This is a genomic window from Hymenobacter terricola, from assembly GCF_017921975.2.
Taxonomy (GTDB): domain Bacteria; phylum Bacteroidota; class Bacteroidia; order Cytophagales; family Hymenobacteraceae; genus Hymenobacter; species Hymenobacter terricola.
Genome location: NZ_JAGEMO020000023.1, coordinates 66,491 through 92,536, shown reverse-complemented (window position 1 = coordinate 92,536; position 26,046 = coordinate 66,491). Strand labels below are relative to the sequence as shown.

Annotated in this window: 23 protein-coding genes; 7 read left to right on the top strand and 16 right to left on the bottom strand. The window is 59.7% G+C overall.

Features of this window, described 5'->3' with window-relative positions:
- Positions 1-26: 26 nt before the first annotated feature.
- A complete protein-coding gene (locus J4G38_RS16610; protein ID WP_210519625.1) occupies positions 27-389 on the bottom strand; it encodes a hypothetical protein in 363 nt (120 codons plus the stop codon).
- A 236-nt stretch (positions 390-625) separates the two neighbouring features.
- Here J4G38_RS16610 and J4G38_RS16605 point away from each other — a divergent pair, with 236 nt between their 5' ends.
- Positions 626-1,849 (top strand): OmpP1/FadL family transporter, encoded by a 1,224-nt coding sequence (locus J4G38_RS16605; protein WP_210519622.1) that lies wholly within the window; start codon positions 626-628, stop codon positions 1,847-1,849.
- Positions 1,850-1,962: 113 nt separating this feature from the next.
- Positions 1,963-3,384, top strand: a complete 1,422-nt coding sequence (locus J4G38_RS16600) for a hypothetical protein (RefSeq protein ID WP_210519620.1) — start codon at positions 1,963-1,965, stop codon at positions 3,382-3,384.
- A gap of 9 nt (positions 3,385-3,393) precedes the next feature.
- On the opposite strand, the gene J4G38_RS16595 is transcribed toward J4G38_RS16600, so the two are convergent.
- On the bottom strand, positions 3,394-4,911 hold the full coding sequence (locus J4G38_RS16595) for a hypothetical protein (protein WP_210519618.1): 1,518 nt from the start codon (positions 4,909-4,911) through the stop codon (positions 3,394-3,396).
- A gap of 86 nt (positions 4,912-4,997) precedes the next feature.
- Between J4G38_RS16595 and dtd the strand changes: the two genes are divergently transcribed.
- Both dtd and J4G38_RS16585 read left to right on the top strand, forming a co-directional pair.
- Positions 4,998-5,444 (top strand): D-aminoacyl-tRNA deacylase, encoded by a 447-nt coding sequence (dtd, locus tag J4G38_RS16590; protein ID WP_210519616.1) that lies wholly within the window; start codon positions 4,998-5,000, stop codon positions 5,442-5,444.
- 35 nt (positions 5,445-5,479) lie between these two features.
- Positions 5,480-5,821: a nucleotide pyrophosphohydrolase gene (locus J4G38_RS16585; protein WP_210519615.1), complete on the top strand. Its 342-nt coding sequence runs from the start codon at positions 5,480-5,482 to the stop codon at positions 5,819-5,821.
- Between the two features lie 52 nt (positions 5,822-5,873).
- Here J4G38_RS16585 and J4G38_RS16580 read toward each other — a convergent pair whose 3' ends face one another.
- The 9 genes from J4G38_RS16580 to J4G38_RS16540 form a co-directional block, all read right to left on the bottom strand.
- A complete protein-coding gene (locus J4G38_RS16580; RefSeq protein WP_210519614.1) occupies positions 5,874-6,599 on the bottom strand; it encodes a 2-phosphosulfolactate phosphatase in 726 nt (241 codons plus the stop codon).
- 95 nt (positions 6,600-6,694) lie between these two features.
- The gene (gene gcvT, locus J4G38_RS16575; RefSeq protein WP_210519613.1) at positions 6,695-7,798 is read right to left on the bottom strand and encodes a glycine cleavage system aminomethyltransferase GcvT; all 1,104 of its coding nucleotides are present in this window, start codon (positions 7,796-7,798) and stop codon (positions 6,695-6,697) included.
- A 174-nt stretch (positions 7,799-7,972) separates the two neighbouring features.
- Positions 7,973-9,037 carry a branched-chain amino acid aminotransferase gene (locus tag J4G38_RS16570; protein WP_210519612.1) on the bottom strand — a complete coding sequence of 355 codons (1,065 nt, stop codon included), beginning with the start codon at positions 9,035-9,037 and terminating at the stop codon, positions 7,973-7,975.
- Between the two features lie 121 nt (positions 9,038-9,158).
- Positions 9,159-9,707 carry a cob(I)yrinic acid a,c-diamide adenosyltransferase gene (locus tag J4G38_RS16565; protein ID WP_210519611.1) on the bottom strand — a complete coding sequence of 183 codons (549 nt, stop codon included), beginning with the start codon at positions 9,705-9,707 and terminating at the stop codon, positions 9,159-9,161.
- 3 nt (positions 9,708-9,710) lie between these two features.
- Complete coding sequence (locus J4G38_RS16560; RefSeq protein ID WP_210519610.1) at positions 9,711-10,430, bottom strand: ABC transporter ATP-binding protein; 720 nt, start codon at positions 10,428-10,430, stop codon at positions 9,711-9,713.
- 13 nt (positions 10,431-10,443) lie between these two features.
- On the bottom strand, positions 10,444-13,221 hold the full coding sequence (locus J4G38_RS16555; RefSeq protein ID WP_210519609.1) for a tetratricopeptide repeat protein: 2,778 nt from the start codon (positions 13,219-13,221) through the stop codon (positions 10,444-10,446).
- Positions 13,222-13,224: 3 nt separating this feature from the next.
- On the bottom strand, positions 13,225-13,512 hold the full coding sequence (gene gatC, locus J4G38_RS16550) for an Asp-tRNA(Asn)/Glu-tRNA(Gln) amidotransferase subunit GatC (RefSeq protein ID WP_210519608.1): 288 nt from the start codon (positions 13,510-13,512) through the stop codon (positions 13,225-13,227).
- Between the two features lie 27 nt (positions 13,513-13,539).
- Positions 13,540-14,349: a lysophospholipid acyltransferase family protein gene (locus tag J4G38_RS16545; protein ID WP_210519606.1), complete on the bottom strand. Its 810-nt coding sequence runs from the start codon at positions 14,347-14,349 to the stop codon at positions 13,540-13,542.
- Between the two features lie 89 nt (positions 14,350-14,438).
- On the bottom strand, positions 14,439-15,023 hold the full coding sequence (locus J4G38_RS16540; RefSeq protein WP_210519604.1) for an NUDIX domain-containing protein: 585 nt from the start codon (positions 15,021-15,023) through the stop codon (positions 14,439-14,441).
- Positions 15,024-15,483: 460 nt separating this feature from the next.
- Between J4G38_RS16540 and J4G38_RS16535 the strand changes: the two genes are divergently transcribed.
- Entirely contained in the window at positions 15,484-15,726 is a 243-nt protein-coding gene (locus J4G38_RS16535; RefSeq protein ID WP_210519602.1) for a hypothetical protein, read from the top strand.
- Positions 15,727-15,801: 75 nt separating this feature from the next.
- Positions 15,802-16,377, top strand: a complete 576-nt coding sequence (locus J4G38_RS16530) for a ribonuclease HII (protein ID WP_210519600.1) — start codon at positions 15,802-15,804, stop codon at positions 16,375-16,377.
- A 25-nt stretch (positions 16,378-16,402) separates the two neighbouring features.
- On the opposite strand, the gene J4G38_RS16525 is transcribed toward J4G38_RS16530, so the two are convergent.
- From J4G38_RS16525 to J4G38_RS16515, 3 genes are read right to left on the bottom strand one after another with little or no spacing between them, the layout of a single operon-like run.
- On the bottom strand, positions 16,403-16,846 hold the full coding sequence (locus J4G38_RS16525) for a response regulator (protein ID WP_210519598.1): 444 nt from the start codon (positions 16,844-16,846) through the stop codon (positions 16,403-16,405).
- A gap of 58 nt (positions 16,847-16,904) precedes the next feature.
- Positions 16,905-18,461, bottom strand: coding sequence for a sensor histidine kinase (locus J4G38_RS16520; protein WP_226163486.1), 1,557 nt, complete (start codon positions 18,459-18,461; stop codon positions 16,905-16,907).
- Positions 18,462-18,488: 27 nt separating this feature from the next.
- Positions 18,489-18,863 (bottom strand): CZB domain-containing protein, encoded by a 375-nt coding sequence (locus J4G38_RS16515; protein ID WP_210519597.1) that lies wholly within the window; start codon positions 18,861-18,863, stop codon positions 18,489-18,491.
- Between the two features lie 241 nt (positions 18,864-19,104).
- On the opposite strand from J4G38_RS16515, the gene prfB reads away from it, so the two are divergent.
- Positions 19,105-20,182 (top strand): peptide chain release factor 2 gene (gene prfB / locus J4G38_RS16510; RefSeq protein ID WP_210519595.1). Its coding sequence is split into 2 segments (ribosomal slippage): positions 19,105-19,164 and positions 19,166-20,182, totalling 1,077 coding nucleotides; the frame shifts between segments, so codons are not numbered across the junction.
- Positions 20,183-20,279: 97 nt separating this feature from the next.
- Here prfB and J4G38_RS16505 read toward each other — a convergent pair.
- Both J4G38_RS16505 and J4G38_RS16500 read right to left on the bottom strand, forming a co-directional pair.
- Positions 20,280-21,977: a SusD/RagB family nutrient-binding outer membrane lipoprotein gene (locus J4G38_RS16505; protein WP_210519593.1), complete on the bottom strand. Its 1,698-nt coding sequence runs from the start codon at positions 21,975-21,977 to the stop codon at positions 20,280-20,282.
- A gap of 12 nt (positions 21,978-21,989) precedes the next feature.
- The gene (locus tag J4G38_RS16500) at positions 21,990-25,268 is read right to left on the bottom strand and encodes a SusC/RagA family TonB-linked outer membrane protein (RefSeq protein WP_210519591.1); all 3,279 of its coding nucleotides are present in this window, start codon (positions 25,266-25,268) and stop codon (positions 21,990-21,992) included.
- Between the last annotated feature and the right edge of the window lie 778 nt (positions 25,269-26,046).

The window sequence follows — 26,046 nt, the reverse complement described above, 5'->3', positions numbered from 1 at the left end:
TAGAAAAAGAGGAACAGAAACCGGAATCAGCGGGGGCCGATGGGGCCGACCTCGGGCCGGTAGGGCGTGCAGCACCACCACAGGTACTGCCGCTGCACGATGCCCAGCGTGACGCCCGCCAGCACGTACTGCCCAAACGAGGTGCGCACTTCCACGGCGTTCAGGTGGTTGGAGCGCGGGTCGCACTTGGGGTCGAAGTCCACCTGCTTTTGCAGGCCCCACCAGTACGACTTGCGCACCACGCGGAAGTTGGGGTCCTTGGCCATCGCCCCGCAGTCGTTGGCCAAGGTCACGATGCGCGTGCTCATGCAGCCCGTGAGCAGGCTGGCGGTGAGGAGCAGCGCCCCGGCGTGGCTCCCACGCCAGCAGCGGGCGGCAGGGAGGCTCATTTGCTTAAGTATCATAAAATCTAAATTACTGAATTCATTAGTTAAACCAACCGGCTGTGGGGCTGCTGTTGAGGTCGCCAGGAATGTTGCCGGCGTCGGTGCAGCTGGCCGGCGAGGCCTAATTGTTAATCTTCACAGAGTTCGGCCGCCGGGTGGCCCGCGCTACCGTCCGGCTGCGTACTTTTGTTTGCTAAATTTTCCGCAAAACCGTCCGTATGCGCCTACGTTTTCTTTCTTTGGTTCCTGTCTTCTTTGGATTGACGGCTTCGGCCGGGGGGTTCGATACCGGCCCGCAGGGGGCCCGCGTAATGGGGCTGGGCGGGGCCAGCACGGCGTACATCAACAGCATTGCCGGCCTGAGCACCAACCCCGGCCTGCTCGGGGCCTGGGGCGACTCCCTCATCCGTGTCAGCCTGGGCGGCATCGGCCAGATTCGGCGCGCCTCGTTCGTTGGCCAGGACACCTACCGGCGCACCGACCAGGAGCTGACCATCCAGCCCGGCGGCTACTTCTACGCCACCGGCGCCGTGAGCAAGCGCGTGAGCATCGGCCTGGCCCTCACCACGCCCTACGGCTACCACACCAAGTGGCCCAACGGCTGGGAAGGCCGCTCGGTGGTGCAGGAAAGCCAGCTCAACACCTACTTTGCGCAGCCCACGGTGGGCTTCCGGCTGAACGACAACTTCAGCGCCGGCGTGGGCTTCGTGTACGCCTACGGCAAGTATAGCCAGCGGCGGGCCCTGGGCCAGTACGACGACCCCGCGGCGCAGTCGCAGTTCAGCAGCAGCGGCTCGGGCTACGGCGTGAACGTGGGCCTCTACGGCCGCACTGGCGACAACCTGGCCTTCGGCATCAGCTACCGCAGCGGCGTGCAGCTGAAAATGAACAACGGCACGGCCACCAGCACCGGCGTGCCCGCCCGCGACGCGGCCCTGAACCCGGCCAGTTCCAGCTTCAAAACCCAGCTTAACCTGCCCAGCACGCTGTCGGTGGGCATTGCCGACCGCATCACCAAAAAACTACTGCTCACGTTTGATTTCGCCCTCAGCGGCTGGAGCACGCTCGATTCGCTGAAGCTGGACGTGGCCGCGAATGGCAGCACGCCGGCCCACCGCGTCAGCACCGCCCGCCGCTACGAGGACGCCCTGGCCTTCCGGGTGGGCGCCGAATACCAGGCCAGCCCCAAGCTCACCATCCTGGGCGGCTTCCATTACGACGAAACCCCCATCCGCGACGAATACATCAGCCCCGAATTCATCGACGCCAACCGCATCTGCGCTTCGGCGGGCCTGAGCTACCAGCTCAGCAGCCGCTTCGCCCTGGAAGCCGCTTATGCCTTCGACTACGGCCAGCTGCGCACCGCCCGCGCCAACCAGCAGATGGAGCAGGTAGCCAACGTGAGCGGCACCTACCGCACCGCCACCCACACCGCCTCGGTAGGGGTGGCGGTGGCTTTCTAAGCAGTCGTTCAAAAGTAAACAGGTTGTTAGTTGCTCGTTGTTAGTTGTTGGCCAAGATGTTGCCTGCCCACTAACAACTGCTAACTAATGACTAACACTTTAACTCAATCCTCGTGCTGTTTTCGTTTTTTGCGATGAAGAATTTTTGCCTGAACTCCCGGAGCCGTACCGGGCTTGTAGCCGCCACTGCCCTGCTGCTGAATGCCTGCGCGCCGGGCCAGGACACGCCCACTCCCACGGCCGGCATCAACGTGAGCCACTATCTAGCGGTGGGCGACAGCTACACGGCCGGGCTGAGCGAGGGCGGCTTCACCCTGGCCAGCCAGACCTATTCCTTCCCCAACCTGCTGGCCAAGCAGTTGCAAGGCGTCACCGCCAATGCCGCTTTCACCCAGCCGCTGCTGGACGCCGGCACCGGAACCGGCTATCTGGACCTGGTGGATTTTACGGCGGCGGGCTTTCCGCGCACGCGCCGCGTAGCGGGCCAGGCTGTGGTACGCACCCTCATCAACCCGGCCGCCTGCGGGGGCGCCGATACCGTGCGGGTGCTCACGCGAAGCACCACCTCCAGTGCCCTGCCCCAGAACCTGGGCGTCCCAGGCATCACGCTCAGCCAGCTTGAAACCGTGAACCTGGGCAACGCCAGCACCGCGACGCCTACTTCCGTCTTCAACCCGTACTTCGAGCGCCTGCTGCCGGCCGCTGACTCGCGCACTTACCTGCAAGCCGTGACCACGGCCGCCAGCACGGCCACGTTCTTCACTTATTTTCAGGGCCTCGACGACGTAATGCCTTACGTGCGCAGCGGTGGCCAATGCGGGGCCTTGCCCAACACCACCCTGATGAAGAACAACGCCAAGAAGATTCTCGACGTGCTGACGGCGGGTGGCCGGCCCGGCATCATCGCCAAGCTGCCCGCCATCATTACCCTGCCCCTGCTCCGGCAAGGCCAGGGCCTGGTCCTGGAGGCCCGCCTGCAAAAAAGCTTTGGCGACACGGCCCGGATTTACATTGAGGACCCGTTTGGCTCCGGCGAGGGCCAGCACATTACCAACAGCGACTACGTGCTGGCTACCGCGCTGCTCCGGCTAGGGCAGCTGACCCGCGTGGTAGTGGGCACTACTTCCCTGATGCTGCCGTATGGCCGCGACATTCGTAACCCCGTGCGCAACTCCGACGTGCTCGACGGCGTGCTCGAATTGGCCCGCATTAACAACGTATTCACTATCTACAACAACGAGCTGGACCGCCTGGCTGGCGTGTACCTCATGCCCGTCATTACTGAGGCTGGCACGAAGCGCACCCTCGATTTGGATGTGTCGCTGTTCAACCAGGTAGCCGATGCCATTTCTATTGGCGGGGTGGTCTATTCGGCAGAGCCGGTACGCGGCAACGTTTTCTCGCTGGACTACTACTCGCTGACGCCCCGCGGCAATGGCTTGGTGGCTAACGCTTTTATCACCGCAATCAACAAAGCCTACCATGCCAACATACCGGCGGTAGACGTCAACAGCCTGCCCACCACGGCCCGCTAACCGCACCAGCTACCGCAACCGGTAGAGCCGGAGCGGCAGTGTATCGGTGGCAGCCACCTGGCTGGCCGCCAGGGTTTCGGCGTAGCTCAGGCCCGTGAATTCGGAATGTTCCAGAAACAGCAGCGGCTGCTGCAGCTGGGGTGCCGGCCACGCCGCCACGAAGGGCTGGCGGCGCAACGAATCGAAGCGCGCCACGCCCGCCACGCGCCAGTAGCCATCGAGCAGCACGTATTGATAGCCCTGGCGGCGCAGGCCCGCCAGCTGGTGCTCATCGGTGATGACGGCCAGCCGCTGATTGCTTCGCAAGTATGGCGCCAGGCCCAGGCCCACGGTGCTGGCTACTTTGGTGGCGCCATGCTGCCGCAGCCACGCCGCCACCTGCGGGTACCGGGTGGGCAGCGGCGCATATAAAGTCTGCTGAATGTGGAATATATTGGGGACCACCGCAATTAGCAACACCAGCAGCAAGCCCCACTTGGGCAGCACGCGCCGGCCACTCAGCACGGCCAATGCCGCCAGCGGCAGGAAGGCAAATAGCAGCCCCCGGGGGGCTTTTATCAGCAACGACATGCCCGCCAGCAGGCAGCCGGCCCACACCAGCAGGTACACCAGCAGCGGCAATGGCCGCCGCCAGGCCCACAGCCCGGCGCGCCAGTCGCGCCAGGCCAGCCAGCCGGCCAGCGCCAGCCCCGCCAGCAGCAGTGGCGACTCGTAGCCCAGCAGGTAGCGGAAATAATACAGCACATCGAGGTGCAGCGTGGCTTGCCGGCCGGCCACGTTGGCAGCCGGGGGCACCACCGTGCGGATGTAGAACCCCAGCCAGCGATACCAGGGCAGCCCCGCCAACACGCCCATGGCCCCAAACAGAACGTACGGCTCGGCCAGCACCAGCAGCACCCGGGCCACGCTGCGCCGACGCCACACGCCATCGGCCCGGCTCACTTCCAGCACGGCCAGGATGGGCAGCGCAAACAGAAACTTATAATTGATGCACAGCCCCACCGCCACCCAGCGCGCCACGCGCACCAAGGCCATGGGGCTGGGCCGGTGCAGCCGCAGGTAATGGCTGCGCAGCACCCCCGTAAACACCACGAGGCTGGCCGAGCTCATGGTGAAATCGCGCCCCGAAAAGGTGAGCAGCAGCGACGTACCGGCCAGCAGGGTAAGTCCCGCAGATTCCGGGCCGTTCAGGTCGGCTTTGGAGGCTACCCAACCGGCAAACAGGCCCAGCCCCACCACGCCGAGCAGCGCATTGAGGTATTGAAAAACCAGAAAATTTTTCGTCAGAACTGCTACCGGCACATACAGGAGCAGAAACCCGGGACTGCCGTGATGAAACAGGTTCGCCAAATTGCCATGCGCCAATTCCTGAATAACCTGCCAGTTGCGTACCGAATCATAATCCGGCGGGCCCGCTTCGGACAGTCGCCACAGGCGGAGCAGGGTCACGGCCAACAGCGCGGCCAGCAGCAAAGGTGCGCGGCTTGAAGCGAGGGGAGCGTTATTTGCGGCGGAAGGCAGAGACATGGACGGGTTTGGAACTGGCGGTGTGAAGGTCGGAAGCCCAAGCTCAACTATTTCCTGTCATTTTACTTAAATCTCACAAATTTTCAATGCGTCTCGTTATTCAGCGCGTCCGCGAAGCGCAGGTAGCCGTCGAAGGCCTGGTGACGGGCCAGATTGGGCCGGGGCTGCTGGTGCTGGCCGGGTTTGCGCCCACCGATAACCTGGCTTCCCTCGGCTGGATGTGCCGCAAGCTGGTGCAGCTGCGCATTTTTGGCGACGATAATGGCCAGATGAATCGCAGCGTGCTCGATACCGGCGGCCAAATCCTGGTGGTGAGTCAGTTCACGCTGCTGGCGGATGCCCGCAAGGGCAACCGGCCCAGCTACAGCGGCGCGGCCCCGCCCCTGGTGGCCGAGCCGCTGTACCAGCAATTTGTAGCCCTGGTGGCCGCCGAGCTGGGCCAGCCCGTGCCCACCGGCGTCTTCGGCGCCGACATGCAGGTGAGCTTGCTCAACGATGGGCCGGTAACCATTGTCCTCGATTCGCCGGCTTAATGCCGCTTCCCAATACTCTTATTTCCCCAAGCCGCATGACCATCTCAGAAGCCCAGCAAACCGTCGATACCTGGATTACAACCACGGGCGTCCGCTATTTCAACGAGCTGACCAACATGGCCATTCTCACCGAGGAGGTGGGCGAAGTGGCGCGGCTCATCTCCCGCCAGTACGGCGAGCAGTCGTTCAAGGAATCGGACAAAGGCCGGGAATTGAGCGACGAGTTGGCCGATGTGCTGTTCGTCGTCATCTGCCTGGCCAACCAAACCGGCGTCGATTTGACCGAAGCCCTGACCCGCAACCTCGCCAAAAAGACCCAGCGCGACAGCCAGCGGCACCAGGATAATGAAAAATTAAGAATTAAGAATAAGGAATGAGGAATGAGGAATTGCAGTCCCAGTCGGCCAATTTCCAATTCTTCATTCCTCATTAAGGCAAAAGCGTAATCAGTCGGTCATCGCGCCAGATGGGTAAGATGTCGGCGTAAGCATCAATGCGCAGGCAAAACTCAAAATCCTCACTGGCTTCCAGGGAGTTGAGCCGCCGAACGTGCGCCGATTGCAGCAGGTACGCCGATAAATCGGTCTTGCCCTGCTGCCAAAGGTGCAGCGCGGCCAGCGTCGCATCGGAGCTGCGCACGTCGAAATCCGGCGCCAGTCGCTCGGCCAGCGCGCCCCCAAACACGGTATCTTCCAGGCAGAACTGGCCTTTCCAACCGGCGCAAACCACCACCACGTCGCGCCCCTGTTGGCGCGCAAAGTCAGCCACCGCTTCCAGGTTCAAAAACGCGCCCACCACTACTGCCTTCGCCGTTAATGAGCGGCGCAGGGCCGTCGTGCCATTGGTGGTGCTGATGGTGAGCGACCGGCCGCGCACCGGGCGGGCGGCATCCAAAAAGCCAAAAGGCGAATTGCCAAGGTCAACTCCATCGGCCTGGATGCCGTCGCGCTCGGCGGCAGTCAGGCAGCCGTGCCGCTGGCCATATTCGGCGCACTCTTCCAGCGTTGCCACCGGGAAAACGTGGGTAACGCCCTCCCCCAGCGCCGTTACAATGGTACTGGAAGCCCGCAGAATATCGACGATAACGGCAACCTGGCCGCGCAGGTCATACAAGGGAAGCAGTTCGGGAGAAAAACAGATGTCTAGCTTAGGCACTTTTTCAGTTAAAAGGTAAAAGTTGAGAGTTAAAAAAGGGAGCGGCTAAAAGTTGAGCCGTCAGTTTTTTAACTCTCAACTTTTACCTTTTAACTCTACTCTTCCGTGCCCTTTGTGAGCGGCAATTTGCTGACCGTGGCCGGCAGGTTCTTGCCACGAATCTGCACAAAAATCCGGGTGCCGGGGGCGGCAAACGCCGTTTTTACGTAGCCCAGGCCGATGCCTTTGCTGAGCGAAGGCGACTGCGTGCCGCTGGTTACATCGCCGATTTTCTGGCCGTCGGCGTCCACCAGCTCGTAGTGGCCGCGTGGGATACCCATGCCGTCCATTACGAAGCCCACGAGCTTTTTGGTAACGCCGGCCTCCTTCTGTTTTTTGAGGTTTTCGGAGTTGGTGAACTCCTTGGTGAACTTGGTAATCCAACCCAGGCCGGCTTCCAGCGGCGAAGTCGTGTCGTCAATGTCATTGCCGTAGAGGCAGTAGCCCATTTCGAGGCGCAGCGTATCGCGGGCGCCCAGGCCAATGGGCTTGATGCCGTAGGGCTGCCCGGCCAGCATCACCTTTTCCCACACCATGGCAGCGCTTTCGTTCGGAATGTACAGCTCGAACCCGCCCGCGCCAGTGTAGCCGGTGGCCGAAATGATGACATCGGGCGCGCCGGCGAACGTGCCCTGCACGAAAGAATAGTACGGAATGCTGCTCAAATCCACGTCCGTGAGGGTTTGCAGGGCAGCCGTTGCCTTGGGCCCTTGCACGGCAAACAGACTGGTGCGGTCCGAAATATCTTCCATTTCCACACCCTTCGTGTTGTGGTGCTGAATCCAGTTCCAGTCCTTTTCAATGTTTGAGGCATTAACTACCAGCAGGTAATCTTCATCGGCCAGCTTGTACACCAGCAGGTCATCCACAATGCCGCCGTCGTGGTTGGGCAGGCACGAATACTGGGCTTTGCCATCGGCGAGCTTGCTGGCGTCGTTGCTGGTTACGCGCTGAATGAGGTCGAGCGCCTGCGGGCCGCGCACCCGAAACTCGCCCATGTGCGACACGTCGAAGATGCCCACCGCGCGGCGCACGGTGTGGTGCTCATCCAGGTCGGAGGAGTAGCGCACCGGCATGTCGTAGCCGGCGAAAGGCACCATTTTGGCACCCAGTTGGCGGTGCGTGTCGTTGAGGGTAACAGTTTTCAGGGAAACGGTCATTGGTCGAAAATTAAACTAGCGGATGGGTGGGCTGGTGGATTGACGGTGCAAAGGTGCGGCAAAAAAGAAAAGCCGCCTCAGTTACGAAGCGGCTTTTCTTTTAAAAACGTGTTGGTGATAGACTGTCATGCTGAGCGGAGCCGAAGCATGACGTTCCTCTGCCTGATGTTCTAACTACACGCGCACCATCCAGCCGTGCGAATCGGCGGCCTGGCCGTTGCGGATGGCTTCCAAAGCCGCCGCTACCCGCTTCGAGAAGGCGTTGGGGCCGGGCACGGGTAGGTCGTAATCCTGGCCTTCGTAGCCGATGGTGGCGATGGGCGCGATGGTGGCGGCTGTGCCGGCTCCAAAGGCTTCTTCGAGCCGGCCGGCGGCCAGGGCATCCATCACTTCAACGCTGCTCACCTTGCGCTCTTCCACCACCATGCCCATATCGCGGGCCAGTTGCAGCACGCTGCGGCGCGTCACCCCATCGAGGATAGAAGTGCTCAGGGCGGGCGTTACCACGCGGCCATCAATCACGAAAATGGCGTTCATCGTGCCCGATTCTTCCACAAAGCGATGCTCCGAAGCGTCGGTCCAGATGAGCTGGTTGTAGCCTTCCAGCTGGGCCAGCTTGGTGGGGTACATGGCAGCGCCGTAGTTGCCGGCGTTTTTGGCGTAGCCCGCGCCGCCTTCGGCCGAGCGCACGTACTTCTGCTCGAAGCGCACGCGCAGAGGCTTGTTGAAATACAGGCCCACCGGGCAGGTGAAGATGATGAAGCGGTACGAATCCGAAGGCCGCACGCCAATGAAGCCATCGGTGGCAAACATGAACGGCCGGATGTAGAGCGCGCAGCCGGGCGCATCGGGCACCCATGCCGCATCCAGGCGAATCAATTCGCTCAGGCCCTGCATGAACAGCTCTTCAGGAATGGTGGGCATGCACATGCGCTCAGCCGAAGAGTTGAGGCGGGCCCAGTTGTCGAGGGGCCGGAACAGGGCCACGCCGCCATCGGTCTGGTGGTAGGCCTTCATGCCCTCAAAAATGGCCTGGCCGTAGTGCAGCGCCGAATTGGCGGGGCTCACCGTCATGTCGCCGTAAGGCACAATTTGGGCATCCTGCCACTCGCCGTCGCGGTAATCCACGACGAACATGTGGTCCGAAAACAGCTTGCCGAATTCGAGATGGTCGGCATCGAGCGTGGCCAGACGCGAGGCCGTGGTGCGCTGCGTGTGAATAGGAAGAATGTCAATCATAAGGCGTCGGTTTCGGGATTAAGAATGGGTGGGTGGGATTTTCCGAATACGGAGAGAGAGGAGAGTATGGTTGAATTAGCAGGAATATTCGGCAGTTCTCAGGCTGTCAACCCCGGTTGGCTCAAAGTCGTGCCTGCCACGTCACTTCATCCACCCCCAGGTCCTGGGCCATGGCCCGGCTCAGCACAAACAGGAAGTCGGACAGGCGGTTCAGATACACGACCACCAATTCGGCCACGAAGGATTCTTCGCCCAGGTGAATGACCAGGCGTTCGGCGCGGCGGCACACGCAGCGGGCTACGTGGGTGTGGCTCACGGCGGGGTGCCCGCCGGGCAGAATGAAGGCGCGCAGCTCGGGCAGGTCGGCGTTGAGGCGGTCCATTTCGTCTTCCAGCAGGGTCACATCGGCCTCGTGCAGGTCGGGCAGCTTCATGCGCGACTTCTCCGGGTCGGCGGCCAGGGCCGAGCCGATGGTGAAGAGCCGGTCCTGAATTTCCTTCAGCAAAGGCCGACGGGCGGCGTTCACGTCCTGGTCGCTCACCAGGCCAATGTGCGAGTTCAACTCATCCACCGTGCCGTAGCATTCGATGCGCAGGCTGCTTTTGGGTACGCGGGTACCGCCAATGAGGGAAGTGAGGCCTTTGTCGCCGGTTTTGGTGTAGATTTTCATGGCTTAGTGCCCGACCACGGCATGGGTTGTGATGTCTTTGTTCACCTCATCAGATTCCACCAGGCCGTCGCGCAGGCGCACGATGCGGTGGGCATAGCGGGCAATGTCCTCTTCGTGCGTCACCATAATAATGGTGTTGCCCTTGGAATACAGGGCCTCAAAAAGGTCCATGATTTCGTGGCTGGTTTTCGAGTCGAGCGCACCGGTGGGTTCGTCGGCCAGCAGCACGCTGGGGTTATTCACCAGAGCGCGGGCAATGGCTACGCGCTGGCGCTGGCCGCCGCTCAGCTCGTTGGGGCGGTGCGAGGCGCGGTCGGCCAGGCCCACCGAGCGCAACGATTCGAGAGCCCGCTCGTTACGGTCGCGCTTGTTCAGGCCGGCGTAAATAAGTGGCAGGGCCACGTTATCGAGGGCGCTGGCGCGGGGCAACAGATTAAAGCTCTGGAAAACGAAGCCGATTTCCTTGTTGCGCACTTCGGCCAGCTCGTTGTCGCTCATCCGGCTCACGTCCTGGCCGTTGAGGATATATTGACCTTTGGTGGGCGTATCGAGGCAGCCCACGATGTTCATCAGCGTGGACTTGCCCGAGCCCGAAGGTCCCATAAACGCCACGTACTCGCCCCGCGCAATCTGGATGGTCACCGACCGCAGCGCATGAATCACCTCCGTGCCCATAACGTAGTTTTTGGCAATGTCCGTGGTTTCAATAACGTTCGAATTCATAGCGCGAAGGGCTTTATTGCAGAGGTGGAGTGGCCGGCGCAACGGAGAAGGATGCGGCCGCGGCCGCGCGGGCTGCTTGGTGCGCCGCATATTCGGCTGCTAAAGTAGCATATGCGGCCGATGGCAACTGCTGGCGCAGCTGGGCCAGCGCTTCGGTGGCGTATTCGGTCAGGCCCGCGTCGGCGGCAGCCAGCACGTAGGCCTTCAACAGCGGCAGCGAGTGAGGGTTTTCATCGAGACCGGCCCGCAAGGCTTCGTAAGCCGCCGTAGGGTCCCGGCGGCGCGTATAAAAGCCGGCCGCAGCAAGAATAGCCGGCTCATTGAAAGGCGCTTCGTGCACAATGCGCTGGTAGCCTTTGCTGGCGGCAGCCGCATTATGCTGCTGTTCAGCCTGCCGCGCCTGGTTCAGCCAGGCATTGCCCACCCGAGCGGGGTTTTCCTTAGTGGGCACCATCTTTCCAGTAGCTAATTGCAATTGGGCCTGCTGCCCCAGCCGCTGCTGCGCCGAATCGGGCGAGGCCAGCAGCCGCGCCGTCGCCGCCCGCGCCGAATTGGGGCGGCCACTCAAGGCCAGTGCATAAGCGCGGGTTTGCAGGGCCGATGGGGTGCCGTGCGTCGCAGCAAAAGCCAGCTGGTCGGCGGCCGTGGCGTACTGGCCTTGCTGCAGCTGCCACAGCCCCAGCAGCTGCTGGTAGTAGCCAGCCGTGGCCGTGGTGCCGGCCGCCAGCGGAGCCAGCAGCTGCCGCGCCAGCTGCTCCTGCCCCAGCGCGTGGCGCGCCCAGGCCTGCAAAAACAGCAGCTGCTCGTAGTAATTCGCGTTGGCGGGCCGGTCGGCTAACCGGGCCAGCCGAGGCAGCAATGCTTGAATATCGGCCGCCTTGCGCAGCTGCACGACCGTGAAAACATGGTGGTAAACCTGCGCGAACGTGGCATCATCTAAATCAGCCGCCGACGCGGGAGCTGCGGCCGTTTGCACCGGCCTGGTGAGCAGACCGAGCAGCAGCTGGTCAGCCCCGAAGGCTGGTTCTTTTTCCGCATTGAAAGCGCCGGCAGCCAGCTTTTGCGCGGCGGGGTACACTTCCTTTTCAATCAAAAAAGCCAGCTGATTGGTGCGGCTGGCGTAGCTGCCGGGCGCCAGCTGCTCGGCCCTGGTCAGGTAAAAGCCAACGGAATCAGTGAGGGAAGTTTTGTTGAACAGCTGCGCCAAATCCCCGGCCAGGGCGGCACTACGGGGCTGCGCTTTCAGCCCGCGCCGCAGCACCTCCAGGCCTTCAAACAAGTCGCTGGGCTCGTTGTAGAGCGAGGCCAGGCGCAGGGAAGCTTTCTCGTTCGGGCCCCGCACCAGGGCGCGGCGCAGGGCGTTGATTTCATTGTGGCGCTGCTGACGAAAGCGGTAGAGCGCCGCCCGGCCAAACTCCGCGTGCAGGTTGGCGCGGTAGAGCACGTCGCCGCTTTCGGCGTAGTAGCGCTCGGCCAGGGCCGCCAAGGCGAGGTCGTCGGGCTGGGCTTCGCTCTGCTGGCGGCTCAGGTCGCCGAGGTGGTTATACTGCCCGGCCCGCACCTGGTCGGGCAACGGAAAATCCAGCCGCGCCTGAATGATGAGAATGCCGCCCAGCGCGAGGATGTAGACCGGGTAAAACGGCAACCGGCGCGGCTCAAACACCACGCGGTACACCCGCAGCCGCTGCCGGATAAGCGGCGAGAAATTGATGAGCACATACAGCCAAAATGCCCCGCCCACCAGCGCCAGCGCCAGCCCCGTAAAGCTGCGGGCCGCCACCAGCAGGGGCGTGTTGGCCGTGGCGAAGGCATAGCCCAGGGCGCCGGCCGCGCCCATCACCAGCAGCGGATACAGGGGAGCCGCGCCGCGGGCGTACGGCACCCACGCGCCGTAGCTGGGCGCCCGCAGGCGCAGGCCCAGCCCACCCGCCAGCACGGCCGGCAGCAGCAGCACCAGCGGGTCGAGGCTCACGCCCGGCAACAACTCCAGCACCCCGTTATTCCACACGTACAGCAGCAGCACGCCCACATACAGCCCGCTGGCCGCCAGGTAAGGCCCCAGCCCAAACCGGCTGCCCGGCTGCTCGGCCTGGGTATTGAACCACAGCAGGGCCCGGACATTCTCCACCCCTACCCACAGCACCAGCAGCGCCACCAGCGCCGCGCCGGCGGGCGTGGCATAGGCGGCCAGCTGCAGGGCCGTTTCGGAAGCCGGCAGCAGGCTTTGGGCAAACAGCAGCCCGCTCAATCCCGCCACAATGGCTCCCATCACCACGGCGCGCCAGCCCAGCGAAAGTCCTTCGGCAAAAGCATGCAGCCCAAAGCCCCCGCCGCCTATCAGGCCCAGCAGCAGGTACAGAAAATAGCGCTCGTTGGTGTTGAAAATACCGAGCGACTCGGTATTGAGCGACATCAGCAGGAAGATAACCGGCACCATGCCCACCACGAAAGCGGCGCGGGCCAGCGTGCTCACCACGGCCACCCAGCCCGCCAGCACCACGGCCAGCAACCCCAGAAAGATGCCCGCCGCCACTGGCTGCGTAAAGGGCCCGGCCACGTCGTGGGTCAGGCTCACGATGAAGCCGCTGGCCTGCACCGGTAGGTGCATTGCCCCAACGGCCACACTGTCCAGCGTGAGCGGAATGGCCTGCAGGTGCGGCACCGTCCGCAGGGGCAGGGCGCGGTTTTCGCCCGTGTAATAGTAAAACACGGCCAGGCCCACGGCCAGCGTGGCCAGCACGGCCAACCAACTGGGCCGCCAGGCCGCGGGATTCGGGGAAATTTTTGCCACCTATTAATCCAGCACTTTGGGCACCCGGAAGTAGTCCGAATCCTTGCGCGGGGCGTTGCGCAGGCCATCCTGATGGCTCACGGTGTTGCGGGCTTCGTCGTCGCGCAGCACGTTGATTTCCTGCGACAGGTGCACCAATGGCTCCACGCCGGTCGTGTCAAGCCCTTCGAGCTGGGCCACGAAATCGAGGATATTGTTCAGGTCACCCAGCATTTGCTGCTCGCGGGTTTCGTCAAATTCGAGGCGGGCCAGATGGGCTAGGCCGCGCAGGGTGCTAAGGTCAGTGCTCACGGGGAGTTATGAGTTAAAAGTTATGAATTAGGAGTTGACGGGCTGCGGCTGCTCCTGCTCGGCTGTGGGCGCGCGCCAGGTGCTGGGACCGGGCTTGATGGCACCCTCCGGCAGAAAGTCACCGGCCAGCAAAGCGGCCACCCGCTCTTTGAGGGCCGGCACGTCGGCCAGCGTGAGCCCGGTGGTGGGAATAGGCTGGTGAAACACGATTTTGAGGCGGTGGAAGCGCACCCGCAGGCTTTTTTCAACGTCGGGCATGAACATGTGGTTCAGGGGCATGCCCACCGGCACCACCGGTACGCCGGCCTCAATGGCCAGTTGAAAAGCGCCGTCCAGCAGCGGCAGCAAGTCCTTGCCCGGCGTGGGCGAAATGCGGCCTTCGGCGAAAATGGCAATGCTTTTGCCTGCCGCGAGGCCGCGCCGGGCAGCCACCGCGGCCCGGCCCCGGCTCACGGCGCTGTTGCGGTCCACGGTGATGTACACGTTCCCAAACAGCGGGCCCCACACCGGCACCCGGGCCAGCGAAACCTTGCCCATCATGTTCAGAAATCCCGGGATGTATTTGAATAACATCATGATGTCGACGTAGGAGCCGTGGTTGGCCACGTACACGCACGGCTGGGGGGTGGGCCCTTTGCTCTCGCGTACCACTTCCACGGGCATGCCCCACATTATAATGGATGACGTCGACCAAAACCGGTTCAGCGCGTGCACCACTCCCCCACCGGTCGGCCGCCGGCTGAAAAACCACTGAAACGGGTAGATAAGCACAAACGGGACGATGAACCAGAACACCGCCCAAGTAGTGTAGAGGCGCTGGCCGAGGTAACGGAGCATGTGGCGCATATTGGCAAAGTTAGGGCATTACGGGCATGAGGAAACGAAAAGCCCTGCTCAGCCGGCAACCGCTTGCCACAGCAGTAAGGCTATACTGATTTTCTGCCCGCCAATACTCTCTCCGCCTTCAGCAACCCAGCCACGCTGATGCCATCGGTTATCCGGTCGTCCATCACCATGCGGATGGCCTCGGCCAGGGGCAATTTCCACAGGCGCAGGTCTTCAGTTTCTTCGGGTTCCAGTTCGCCCTGGGTCAGGTCTTCGGCTAAGAAGACGAAGCCTTCCTCGTCGGTCACGGAATTGGAGGTGTGCAGGCGGGCAATGCGCGTCCAGCGCGCCGCCAACAGGCCGGTTTCTTCCTTCAGCTCCCGCTGGGCCGATTCCAGGATGTCCAGCTCCACCAGGCCGCCGCCCATCGGGATTTCCCAGCTGTACTCGTTGAGCGGGTAGCGGTACTGGCCCACCAGCCAGGTATTGCCCTCCGCGTCGATGGGAATAATGCCCAGGGCCTTGTTTTTCATGCTCACCACGCCGTAAATGCCCTGGCCGCCGCCAGGGTTCAGCACCTGGTCTTCGCGCACCGAAATCCACGGGTTGTGGTATTTCAGTTCCGTACTGAGGGTTTGCCAGGGGTTGTGGGTTTTGTCGACAATGGGCGCGGAAGAAATCGGCATAATAAAGGCGGGGAAGCTTAGAAGAAGTCCCAAAATTACGCCCGGCGCCCTTACGGCTAGCTGCAAATCGGCGACTACTTTCCGCCGTCCGCCGTGCCAATGCCTGCTTTGGACGACTAATCTCACTATTTTAACCAAAAACAATTGCGTTTGCCTGTATCCTTTCTGTATCTTTGAGTCATAAGTACCCCCGCACGGGCTGGAAATGTGGAAAGGAAGGACCTCTCGTGCGGCGGCGCTCTGGCTGAAAAGGTGGGGTAGACACCTCTAAGCCGGACCCGCCACTTTAAGGCCGTCGCATTCGTGCGGCGGCCTTTTTTGTGCCTGGCCCGGCCGCTACGCCTATGTTTTGGTCCTTTGGGTAATGAAGGAGCCTGCCGCAGTGGCGCTTTCAACCCTGCCGGGCCCTGAGCCGTACCATTCTACTCCGGCCGCTAACATTCCGGCCAGTCCCCGTTTCATGGCTACTTCCAAGTCCAAGCAAAATCCCTCCCCCGACGAACACGACCCCCTGTTTAACCTCAAGCACGCCCAAGCCGAGGCCGACCTCGCTCAGCACAACCAAGGCCTGGGCCCCGTCACGAACGAGTACGTGACCACCGATGAAGAGGCCGAAATCGACGAAGGCCCCCGCGATAGCCAGGGCCAGCGCCGCGGCGAAACTGACCCCACCGACGAAGGCAGCACCGCCGGCCGCCACTAATTTCCAAGGAGCAGTTATCAGTCAGTCGTTAGTAATTTTGATACGACACACCCACTGGTAACTGCTCCTTTCAAATTGTTAACTGCCAATTATACCGGTCAAGCCCTCGAAGCCGGCCTCGACGAAGCGGGCCGTGGCTGTCTGGCGGGGCCCGTATTTGCAGCCGCCGTTATTCTGCCGCCCGGTTTCAATCCTCGTTTTCTGAACGATTCCAAGCAGCTCAGTGCCAAACGGCGCGAGGCGTTGCGGCCCGAAATATGCGCCGAAGCTATTGCCTGGGCCGTTGGCCAGGCCTCGGTAGCGGAAATCGGCAGCCTCAATATTGCACAAGCCAGCTACCTGGCCATGCACCGGGCAGTTGCCGCGCTGGCCGTCACGCCCGCGCACCTATTAGTCGATGGCAATCGGTTCCGGCCGTTGCCGGGTTATGAGCACACCTGCGTTATTGGCGGCGACGGGCTGTACCGCAACATCGCGGCCGCCTCCATTCTGGCCAAAACCTTCCGCGACGAGCACATGGAACAACTAGCGGCCGAGTTTCCCGCCTACGGTTGGAGCCAGAATGCCGGCTACCCTACTCAGAGCCACCGGGCCGCCATCCGGGCGCACGGTCCTAGTCCGCACCACCGCATGGGGTTCCGGTTACTATAAGGCTATGAAAATGGCCTGTTGATGCTCAGCTCTTCAGCTTGAGCAGGTCCAGAAACAAGCTAAACCCATCGACGCTCGTACCACCCTCGCCGAAGCTGTCAAAGCTTAGCGGCTTGATAATGTAACCGCTCACTGCAAGGTCCTTGGCTTTCAATCGGTCCGATTCCAGGTCCGAAGTAGTCATGATAAAGACGTTCAGGCTCGCGAATTCGGGGTCAGCACGGAGAACCTCCAGCAGTTCCAAGCCATTCATGCGGGGCATGTTAATGTCGAGCATTACCAAGCTGGGGGTGGCAATTTTGGGCTCACCGCCCTCGCCGCGCAGCATTTTAAGGGCATCGCGGCCGTTGCGGGCGTGCACGAGCGGGACATCGATATTTTGGCGGCGCAACTCGCGCTGCACATTCATGACGTCCATCTGGTCGTCTTCCACGAGCAAAATACTTGGCGTGGGGTGGTCGGCGGACATAGGCAAAAGCAATGGTCAACAGCGGGAATATACCCGCAACAGCAGCAAAAAGCAGCTATCAGATTGGTGATGATACGACAGAAGGGGCCGCCAGGGCTATGGCCGAAGCCAGATTGTTGTCTTTGGCCGGATGCTTGGGCCAGGTAAAAATAAACTTAGCACCCTGGCCTTCCGCCGACTTAACCCCAATGCGTCCCCCCTGCCGCTCCACAATTTTTTTAACAATGGCCAGCCCCACCCCGGTGCTTTCCAGGGTATCGCGCTCGGTCAGGGTCTGGAAAATAATAAAAATTCGGTCGTGATACTCCGGGTCGATGCCGGGTCCGTCGTCAGCTACCGAGAACAAATAAAACTCACCCGCGTCGTCGCAGCCGATTTGCACGGTGCCCGTTTCGGGGTGGTCATGGTACTTCAGCGCATTGCTGATAAGGTTGGTAAACACCTGCTGCAGCTGCACGGCGTTGGTGGTGAGCGTAGGCAGAAAAAAAGGCAGCTCGACTTTAAATCCCACCGGTGGGTTCAGGGTATCCACTACTTCGCGTACCAGCGTCCGCACAAACACTGTTTCATTGGCCTGTGCTACGCGGCCAATGCGCGCCAGGTCCAAAATGCCCGTGATGAGCTTTTCCATGCGGTGCACCCGCTGGCGCATCAGCCCCAAAAACTCGCGAATGTGGGCCGGCAGCTGGTCCTTGCCCATGTCTTCCTCAATCCAGCGCGAGGCACTCTCGATGCCGCGCAGCGGGGCCTTCAAGTCGTGCGATACCACATAAGCAAACTGGTCAAGCTCTTGGTTGCGGCTTTCAAGCTGGCTAATATTGGCTCCTACGGTGCGCGCCATCACGTTCAGGGCGGCAGTCAGCTCGCTCACCTCGTCCTGCTCGGTGTCTACTATTTGGCTGGAGTAATCGCCCTCCGCCATTTGGCGGGCCAGGTCCACCATGCTGTGCAGCCGCCGGGCGAAGATTCGCACGATGTACACCGCCCACAGCAGCCCCAGAACCAGCGCTGCCACTGCCAGCCCGGCCGATAACCACTCCGCGCGCAGGATACTCGTGTCCAGTTCGTGGCGCAGCTGGGCGCGGGCGCTCGCCTCGCTGCTCTCGAAAGCCGCCAGTCGCTCCCGGATGTTGTCCATCACCTGCTTGCCGGTCAGGCCCTCGGTCAGGCGGCGGTGGGCCATGCCGTCGAGGCCACTTTGCCGCGGGTCGCGGCGGCGGGCTTCCCGCTTTTCGGCCACCAGCAAGTGGGTATACCTCGTCCATTGCTGAAACAGCCGCTGGGTTTGTTCCACCAACTGCACTTGGGGCGGAGTGTCCGTGACCAATGACCGTAACTCGGCAAACCGGCCAATGAGCTGCCGCTCACCGTCATAGTAGGGACCCAAGGTTTGCTCGTTGCCAATAAGCAGGTAACCCCGAAAGCCGGTTTCCATATCGATGATGTTGCGTAGCAGGTTGGCGGCGTTATTCGACACCATTTGCGACGCCTCGACCTTTTGCGCGTTGCGCAACACCTGCCCCGCCAGCTGGTAGTAAAACAGCACCACTGCCGCAAACAAGGCGAGCAGCAACACAAACCCGGCAAATAACTTTGTAGTGAGCGTGATTTTCATGCAGTTAATTGCACAGCAAGGAATTATTCAGGCCTGCGTACGCAGCCGGGCCTCCATAGTTTGCAGCAGGGCCACCATTTCATCGGCAATGGCTTGCAAAGGCGCGTAGCCGGCACTCACCGCCTCCGTTCGGCCGGCCAGATGCAGGTCCATCAGCCGATTGGCTTCCTGGTGAATCAGCACATGCTGCCGGTCAAACAATCGGGCTTCGGGCAGGTGCGCGTAGGCCCCGCGGCCGCGCAGGCGGGCGGCAATCCAAATTCCTAGTCCGCACTGCTCGGGGTCGCGCAAAGGACCTTCGGCACCGCCATTGCCAAAAAGAAATGAACGCAGCTTGCTCTTGAAATGCACGTGCTTGATGCGAGCAGACTCAAAATCCTGCTTTAGCTCTTCAACCGTCATAAATAAAAAATTGATTTTCAAGCAACTGCTGCGTAGAGCTTCGAACCTCATTCCACCCCCAGCAATGTACGGACAGCGCCCGGTTTTGGCCGGAATTCAATCGCCAAAGAAAGGCATAACCCGAAGGTTTGGCAGCGCCTCACGCCAAAATGCGGTACTTTCGCGCTTTGCTACGCCCAACGGGCGCGGGCTTGTTGCCCACCAGCGGCATTCGAGCCGCCCCTTCACCCATTCCCCCACCATGACCCAAGACCAGATTAAGGACTTGAAGGGCCGCGCCGAGGCCCTGAGGAGGTATCTTTGACTACGATACCCGCAAAGAACAAATAGCCACCGCCGAAGCCCAAACCACGGCCCCCGGCTTTTGGGACGATTCCAGGACTGCCGAGGCAACCCTGCGCGAAATCAAAGCCATCAAAACCTGGACCGACGACTACGAAGCCGTGCAACAGGCCCTGGCCGACACCGAAGTGCTGTTCGACTTCCACCGCGAAGGCGACGTGCCCGAAGCCGAAATGCAGGCCGATTACGACGCCACGCTCAAGAAAGTGGAGCAGTTGGAGTTCAAACGCATGCTTTCCGACGAGGAGGACCAGCTCTCGGCCATCATCGACATCAACCCCGGCGCCGGGGGTACTGAAAGCCAGGACTGGGCCGAAATGCTCATGCGCATGTACATCATGTGGGCCGAAAGCCACGGCTTTGGGGTGAAGCAAATCAGCTACCAGCCCGGTGAAGGGGCGGGCATCAAGTCGGCCTCGCTGGAAATCGACGGGGATTTTGCCTATGGCTACCTCAAGAGCGAAATCGGCGTGCACCGCCTCGTGCGCATGTCGCCGTTCGACAGTAGCGGCCGGCGGCACACCTCGTTCGCGTCCGTGTTTGCCTACCCGGTGATTGACGATACCATCGTTATCGACATCAACCCCGCCGACATTTCCTGGGACACGTTCCGGGCCGGTGGCGCGGGCGGCCAGAACGTGAACAAGGTGGAAACTGCCGTGCGGCTCACCCACGCGCCGTCCGGTATCATCATCGCCGTCCAGATTGAGCGCAGCCAGCTCATGAACAAGGAGCACGCCCTGCGCATGCTCAAATCGCGCCTCTACCAGATTGAGATGGACAAGCGCCACGCCGAGCGCGACAAAGTGGAAGCCACCAAGAAGCGTATCGACTTCGGCTCCCAGATTCGCAACTACGTGCTGCATCCCTACAAGCTCATCAAAGACCTCCGCACCGGCATCGAGCGCACCGATGTGCAGAACGTGCTGGACGGGGACCTGGACGAGTTTATCAAGGGCTTTTTGATGCAGAGTTAGGGCCACTATCCGCCCAGACAAGCAATCCAAGACAACAAGACAAATAAAAAGGGCTGCCCGATTGGGCAGCCCTTTTTGGTATTCAGTGGGTGTAAGACTAGTTAACCCAGAATATTTTCGTAGCCGAAGTAACGCCAGCCGGAATGTTGGCTGCGTTCGTGCTAACCTCTGTCTGTGGATAAAACAGGCGCTTAGGAATCGGATTCGAAGTTATTGCAGGCTTGAATTTGGGCTGGCCCGTACGACGGAAATCATCCCATGCTTCAGTGCTGGCAATTGTGTTCTCGGCCAAATACTTCTGATAAAGAATTTTGTCCGTCTTGCTTACCGTGCGAGGAGTAGCAAGCGGAACAGCCGGAAGGGGCGTAAGAGGCTGCGGATTGGGGTCATTCCCTTGCGCGACAGCAGTGGTAGTCGCGTCGTAATCCACCAAGCCATTGCCTGTGTTGGCGCTGATGTAGGCAGCATACTGCACAATGCCTGGAACGTTGGCCGAGGTGGAAGAAGCCAGCGTGGCTGGAACCGTGACAGCGTCGCGGAAGGTGGTAACAAAAGAGGCTTTGATACCGTCCAGGAAATCCTGCTTGTCGTCGCCCACAATGCCCAGGTTGCGAACCTCTGCTTCTGATTTGTTGAACAACTGTTCCGACAGCAGCATCAGCACCGTGGGCGCCGTTGCGCCGCGCAAAAAGGTACCGCCCTGCAGCAAGCGCGAACCAACGGTACTAACACCATCACCGGGGTCGAACTGCGGGGGCACTGCTTCGCCCAGGTCCGTGCCTACGATGCCAGCAACGGCAGTAGTATCATTTATTTGTCTTTGGCCATTGGCGTTGCCAGCGCCACCTTGACGGTAGAGTTGGGTAATACGGAGGTCACTGTTGCTCGTATACTGACGGATGATGTAGTTCGTCGGCAGGATGTAACTATACTCCGACTGAGCCCGCGTTGCACCAGCAGCAAAGCCGTAACGGTCGTAGAAGGGGTTCTGCTGGTTCGTATTAGCCGTATACGAAGGCTGTACTACCACATCTGACGTGATAAAACCGTCTGGAGCAGCCTGAAGAGCAGCCATTTCTGTTGCTATATAGGCATTCATGGTTGCATCACCAGTCGACGACTCTCGCAACAGTATGCGTAGACGCAGACTGTTTGCAAAACGCTTCCACCGCGTCATGCCAGCGGCACCACCATTGAAGACAACATCTTCATTACCCACCACCACAGCACCAGCTGGTACGGCATTGATGTCCGCTATAGCACCCTTCAACTGGACTATCAAATCCTTATAGATGTCGGCTGCCTTGTCGTAAGAAGGGGTTGTGTTACCAAGACCCTTCAGGGCGTTCGTGTAGGGAATGTCACCATACTCGTCTACCAGCAACAGAAAGTTATACACTTTCATAATGCGGGCAATGGCCGCATGGTTGGGGTACGTAGTAGCACCCTGCGTCTGAATCTGCTGGTAGTCTTCCAGGTTGTCATACGTGTTGTTCCACAGCGCCTGGTAGTACGTAGTAGAATAGACGTACGTGCGCTCCTGCGAGAAGCCGCTTACTGTACCCGACTTGCCCCAGAACCCCGCTGCGAAGCTGGAGTAGCTATTGTAGTTGCTGCCCGCTGCTACACCGCCCGTATAGTTAGCCGCAGTAGTCACCAATGCATTAGCCAACAGGGCATCAGGAGTTACTGAAGTAGCAACGTTGGGATTGGCATTGTTGTCGAGAAAATCTTTGCATCCGGTTGCCGCAGTCGTAAGCGCTGCGGCAAACAGTAGTTTTAAAATTGGTTTCATGGATAGGTCAGATTAAAGAGTTACGTTGAGAGTAGCCCCGTAAAACTTGGTAGGGGGAGTTTGCAAAACGGTGTTGATACCAATTGCATTGCTGCCAATAGCCGTGCCGCTAAATTCCGGGTCGGTGTAAATGTTCTCTTTGGGCACCCAGGTAAAAATATTCCGACCGAAAAGATTCAACGAAGCACCTTTTACCAGACCAATTTTCGATACCAAGGCAGTCGGCAGCGCGTAGCTCAGCGACACTTCCCGAATCTTAAAGAACATACCCGAAGTAACGTAGTTCTCAGCTACGCCCGTGTTCCAGGTTGGGGTGTTAGCCCAAAACTCCGAGCCACCAGGCGTCAATACACCAGGGTTGGCCACGTAAGTCACGCCACCATCGTTGGAGATTGCCGAGTTGGGGTACACGAAATCCTGACGGCCGTATTGCGTGCTGCGAGTTCCACCGCCGGTGAAGTCGAGGTTTTCACCAATGGTGTTGTACACAACGTAGCCCGTGCGGAGTTCGCCCTGGCCAGCCAGAGTCAGGCCCTTGTACGTGATGTTGGCATTGAAGCCGTACTTGTACTTAGGCTGGGTGTTGCCAAAGTTCTTGGTATCCGTAGCAATCAGGGGAACGTAACGAACCAAGGCGGAGTTGTTCGGGTCACTAACCTTGCCCATTTTAACCTGGCCATCGGCCGTGCGCTGGTAGTAAGTGCCTACCAGGGAAGGGAAAGGCTGGCCGGCGATGGCGTACAGGTCTGCGTTGGTAGTCTGGCCTGAAGCACCGCTGCCTGCCAATACCAGCTGCGGCAGGCCACCCGGCAGCGAAACCACTTTGTTATTGTTGTAGTTGAAGTTACCACCGATGGTAACGCTCAAGCCGTTATCGAGACGAATCGGCGTGAGATTCAAGTCAAGCTCAATGCCTTGGTTCTGCACTTCACCGGCATTAAGCAGATAAGTCTGGTAACCGGAAGCACCCGAAACGGACGTATTAACCGTTTGGCTGGTGCTCTTCTGGCTATAGTAAGTAGCAGCGGCCGAAACGCGGCGCTTGAGGAAGCTAAGTTCGATACCGGCTTCAATCGAGCGCGTATCCTCAGGCTTGAGCGCGGGCTGAACCAACTGACCGCCCGTTGTGAACGAAGAACGCAAGGGAAATGGGAAACCCAAAGCCAAGGGATAAGTAGAAGCAAGTTGGTAAGCACCGCCCGTATTGTACACACCATTGACCGTGGCACCCGACAAGTTCACTTGGCTCACTTTCGAGATACCGCCGCGAATCTTACCATAATCCAGGAAAGAAACATCTTTCAACGCCGGGATGGCATTGGTAAAGACGAACGATGCATCTACGGCAGGATAGAAATAGCTGCGGTTGCCGGACTCCAGGATGGAGATGTTGTCATTGCGGCCCGAGCCGTGCAGGTAGAAGAAGTCCTTATAGCCCAAAGTCAGGTCGGCGTAGAAAGCATACAAGCGGGTTTGGGCGCGGGCGGCACGACCGTCCAGGTTACCAATACGGTTTTGCAGGTTGAATACCCCGGCCGTCCCCGTAACGGGTACTGCCAAAGCGGTTGAAGCCACGAAGTCGTAACGGCTGTCCAGCTGCTGCACGTTATTACCCAGGATAGCTTGTACGCTAATGTCCCCGAAGGTTTTATCCATGCTGACGAATAAGTCCGAGTTAATGCGGGTCAGGCTGCTGCTCAGGTCCTGCACGAAACCAGTGTAGCTGGTAATCTGCTTGGGCGAGCCGGGGGCCAGCGAGAACTTGTTCTGCGTGTTCTCGTTCGCCTGGCTGGTGGTAGTGGTGCCCAAGCGGTAGTGCGCCTGCAACCAATCGGTCAGCTTGTAGGCCAAGTCGATGTTGCCCTGAATCGTATTCCGGCGGTCAATCGTGCGGTTGGCGTCGATGATGAAATACGGGTTGAAGTAATAAGCGTTGTAGTAGCCAAAGCTCGGGTCAGAGTACTTATCGTTCTGATAGTCTTTGTATGAAGTCAAAGGAGCCAGTACCGAAGTGTTGAAAACGTTCCAATACACGGAGGTGTTACGGTCGAGGTTCGAGGTAACGTTGGCCTTCTGCTGCGAGTACGAGAGGTTGAAACCAACCGTCAGGCGGCCAATCTCGTGCGAAGCATTGATGCGGAAAGAGTTGCGGTCGAATACATCTTTCGGGACGATGCCATTGTTGTGCACGTTCTGATAGGAAGTGAAGAACTTCGTCTTATCGTTTCCACCCGAGAATGTCACGCCATTCTGCATCTGGTAACCCGTGTTGAAAAACTTCCGCTTTTCATCCGGACGGGCTTCGTACGACAGCTGCTGCACGCTGCCATCGGCCAAAGGCTGGCCAAAAGGACGGATTGTGCCGTCGAAACGAGGACCGTACTGCTGGTTTTCAAAGCCCTGGTACTGATAACCGTAGCCCGAGTCAACCGTATTATCCGGCTTGAAAAAGACGCCCGCTTTGGCGTTGTCCGAGTTGTTGTACCAGTCGGGCGAACCTGGGCCGAATTCCGACTGGAATTTGGGTAGGAACGAAATCGATTCGGCCTGCGAGGTGTGCGAGAAAGTAACTTGCGACGAGTTGTTGCTGCCTTTCTTGGTGGTGATAATCAAGGCGCCGTTGGAGGCCTGCGAACCGTACAAGGCCGCAGCGTTGGCACCTTTCAGCACATCGATAGAAGCAACGTCATCCGGGTTAAGAGCACCCAGAACATCGTTGGTCGAGATAACACCATCAATTACGATGAGGGCTTCGTTGTTACCGGTTAGCGAGCGGCTGCCGCGCAGCGTCACACGCGGCGAAGAGTTAACGCCACTGTTCAGGGTCTGAATTTGGAGACCTGATACTTTGCCGGCCAAGCCGTTGGCTACGTTGGTAACGCGAGCCTGCGTGAGCTCCTTGGTGTTGAGCGAAGCCGTGGCATAGCCAACTGACTGCTGCTGGCGCTGGATGCCCAGCGCGCCGGTTACCACTACCTCGCCCAGCTGCTTCACATCGGAAGCAAGCGCAACGTTGTAAGTAGCATCAGCGCCAATGGGCTGGTCTACCGAAGTAAAACCAATGGAGCTGAAAGACAAGACCGTAGCCGTGGCGGGAACGCTCAACGAAAAGCTGCCATCGGCGTTAGTTGACGCCCCTACCGTCGTGCCCTTTACCAGAACCGTTGCCCCTGGCAGGCCCTGACCGGTGGACCGGTCAGTTACTCGCCCCGAGAGCGAGCGGTCTTGGGCATAGACCTGCTGCAACAGGCCGGTCATTAGAAGCATGACCATACATAAGAGTTTTTTCATTTGATTGAGTGGTTGGTGAGTGAAAGTGGAAAAAAACAAAAGGTAGGCTAAAAGGAAAAACTACTAGTGGGAAGGAGCGATTTCGGGCTAAAAATATCCAGGTTCAACTGGAGCAACGGTCTGTCGAGCCAATTTGCAGCCTTGGCAAATTGCAAACAATTATGCCTTTGAAGCTACGGCTGGAAACAGAATGTATTGAAATAGATGGGCCACGCACCTCTGGCTGGCTCCTGCTGCCTGACTTCCTGAATCGAGGCCCCATGCACACTGAGCCCACAGCCAGCATTGCTTCTCGGGGATAGCAACACCTGCGCTGGGCTGGTAAAAGAGTAGGATTGTAGAGGAAAAGGAATATGCAAAAATGTAAAGATGATTACCAAGCTTCCGGGTAAATCGTCTACTTACTCGGCCCAATTCTTCGGCAAGGTATTACAAGTTTTTGTTACGGAAGTGTTGCCAAGATGAAAATTAAGTGTTTTCCCGCCAGATGTGGGCAAAAAAACAGCTGTGGCTTAATGAGACTGGCGGTTGCTACCACACAGATTAACAAGCCGTAATTTACTCAAAATTTGGAATTATTCAGTTTCGCCCTTCCGCAAAATCCTGACGGTATTGCGCTCATCTAGCCTTAGAATCAACTTACAGCGTTCCCGCACGCTGGCCGGGGGCAGTGAAGTTGGCACCTGAGAACCCCGCACGACTGGCGGCCTGGTGCCAGATACCATTCCGCTGGCTCAAACATACAAAATATTGTTTTTCAGCTATCTATCCGGCATCG

Excerpts from the sequence above, each read along its gene's own strand:
- J4G38_RS16545 (WP_210519606.1), bottom strand. The coding sequence starts at position 14,349 with ATGCTCCGTTACCTCGGCCAGCGCCTCTACACTACTTGGGCGGTGTTC.
- J4G38_RS16525 (WP_210519598.1), bottom strand. The coding sequence starts at position 16,846 with ATGTCCGCCGACCACCCCACGCCAAGTATTTTGCTCGTGGAAGACGAC.
- J4G38_RS16585 (WP_210519615.1), top strand. The coding sequence starts at position 5,480 with ATGACCATCTCAGAAGCCCAGCAAACCGTCGATACCTGGATTACAACC.
- J4G38_RS16610 (WP_210519625.1), bottom strand. The coding sequence starts at position 389 with ATGAGCCTCCCTGCCGCCCGCTGCTGGCGTGGGAGCCACGCCGGGGCG.
- J4G38_RS16595 (WP_210519618.1), bottom strand. The coding sequence starts at position 4,911 with ATGTCTCTGCCTTCCGCCGCAAATAACGCTCCCCTCGCTTCAAGCCGC.
- J4G38_RS16500 (WP_210519591.1), bottom strand. The coding sequence starts at position 25,268 with ATGAAAAAACTCTTATGTATGGTCATGCTTCTAATGACCGGCCTGTTG.
- J4G38_RS16570 (WP_210519612.1), bottom strand. The coding sequence starts at position 9,037 with ATGATTGACATTCTTCCTATTCACACGCAGCGCACCACGGCCTCGCGT.
- J4G38_RS16505 (WP_210519593.1), bottom strand. The coding sequence starts at position 21,977 with ATGAAACCAATTTTAAAACTACTGTTTGCCGCAGCGCTTACGACTGCG.
- J4G38_RS16535 (WP_210519602.1), top strand. The coding sequence starts at position 15,484 with ATGGCTACTTCCAAGTCCAAGCAAAATCCCTCCCCCGACGAACACGAC.
- gcvT (WP_210519613.1), bottom strand. The coding sequence starts at position 7,798 with ATGACCGTTTCCCTGAAAACTGTTACCCTCAACGACACGCACCGCCAA.
- J4G38_RS16565 (WP_210519611.1), bottom strand. The coding sequence starts at position 9,707 with ATGAAAATCTACACCAAAACCGGCGACAAAGGCCTCACTTCCCTCATT.
- J4G38_RS16560 (WP_210519610.1), bottom strand. The coding sequence starts at position 10,430 with ATGAATTCGAACGTTATTGAAACCACGGACATTGCCAAAAACTACGTT.
- J4G38_RS16515 (WP_210519597.1), bottom strand. The coding sequence starts at position 18,863 with ATGACGGTTGAAGAGCTAAAGCAGGATTTTGAGTCTGCTCGCATCAAG.
- dtd (WP_210519616.1), top strand. The coding sequence starts at position 4,998 with ATGCGTCTCGTTATTCAGCGCGTCCGCGAAGCGCAGGTAGCCGTCGAA.
- J4G38_RS16520 (WP_226163486.1), bottom strand. The coding sequence starts at position 18,461 with ATGAAAATCACGCTCACTACAAAGTTATTTGCCGGGTTTGTGTTGCTG.
- J4G38_RS16540 (WP_210519604.1), bottom strand. The coding sequence starts at position 15,023 with ATGCCGATTTCTTCCGCGCCCATTGTCGACAAAACCCACAACCCCTGG.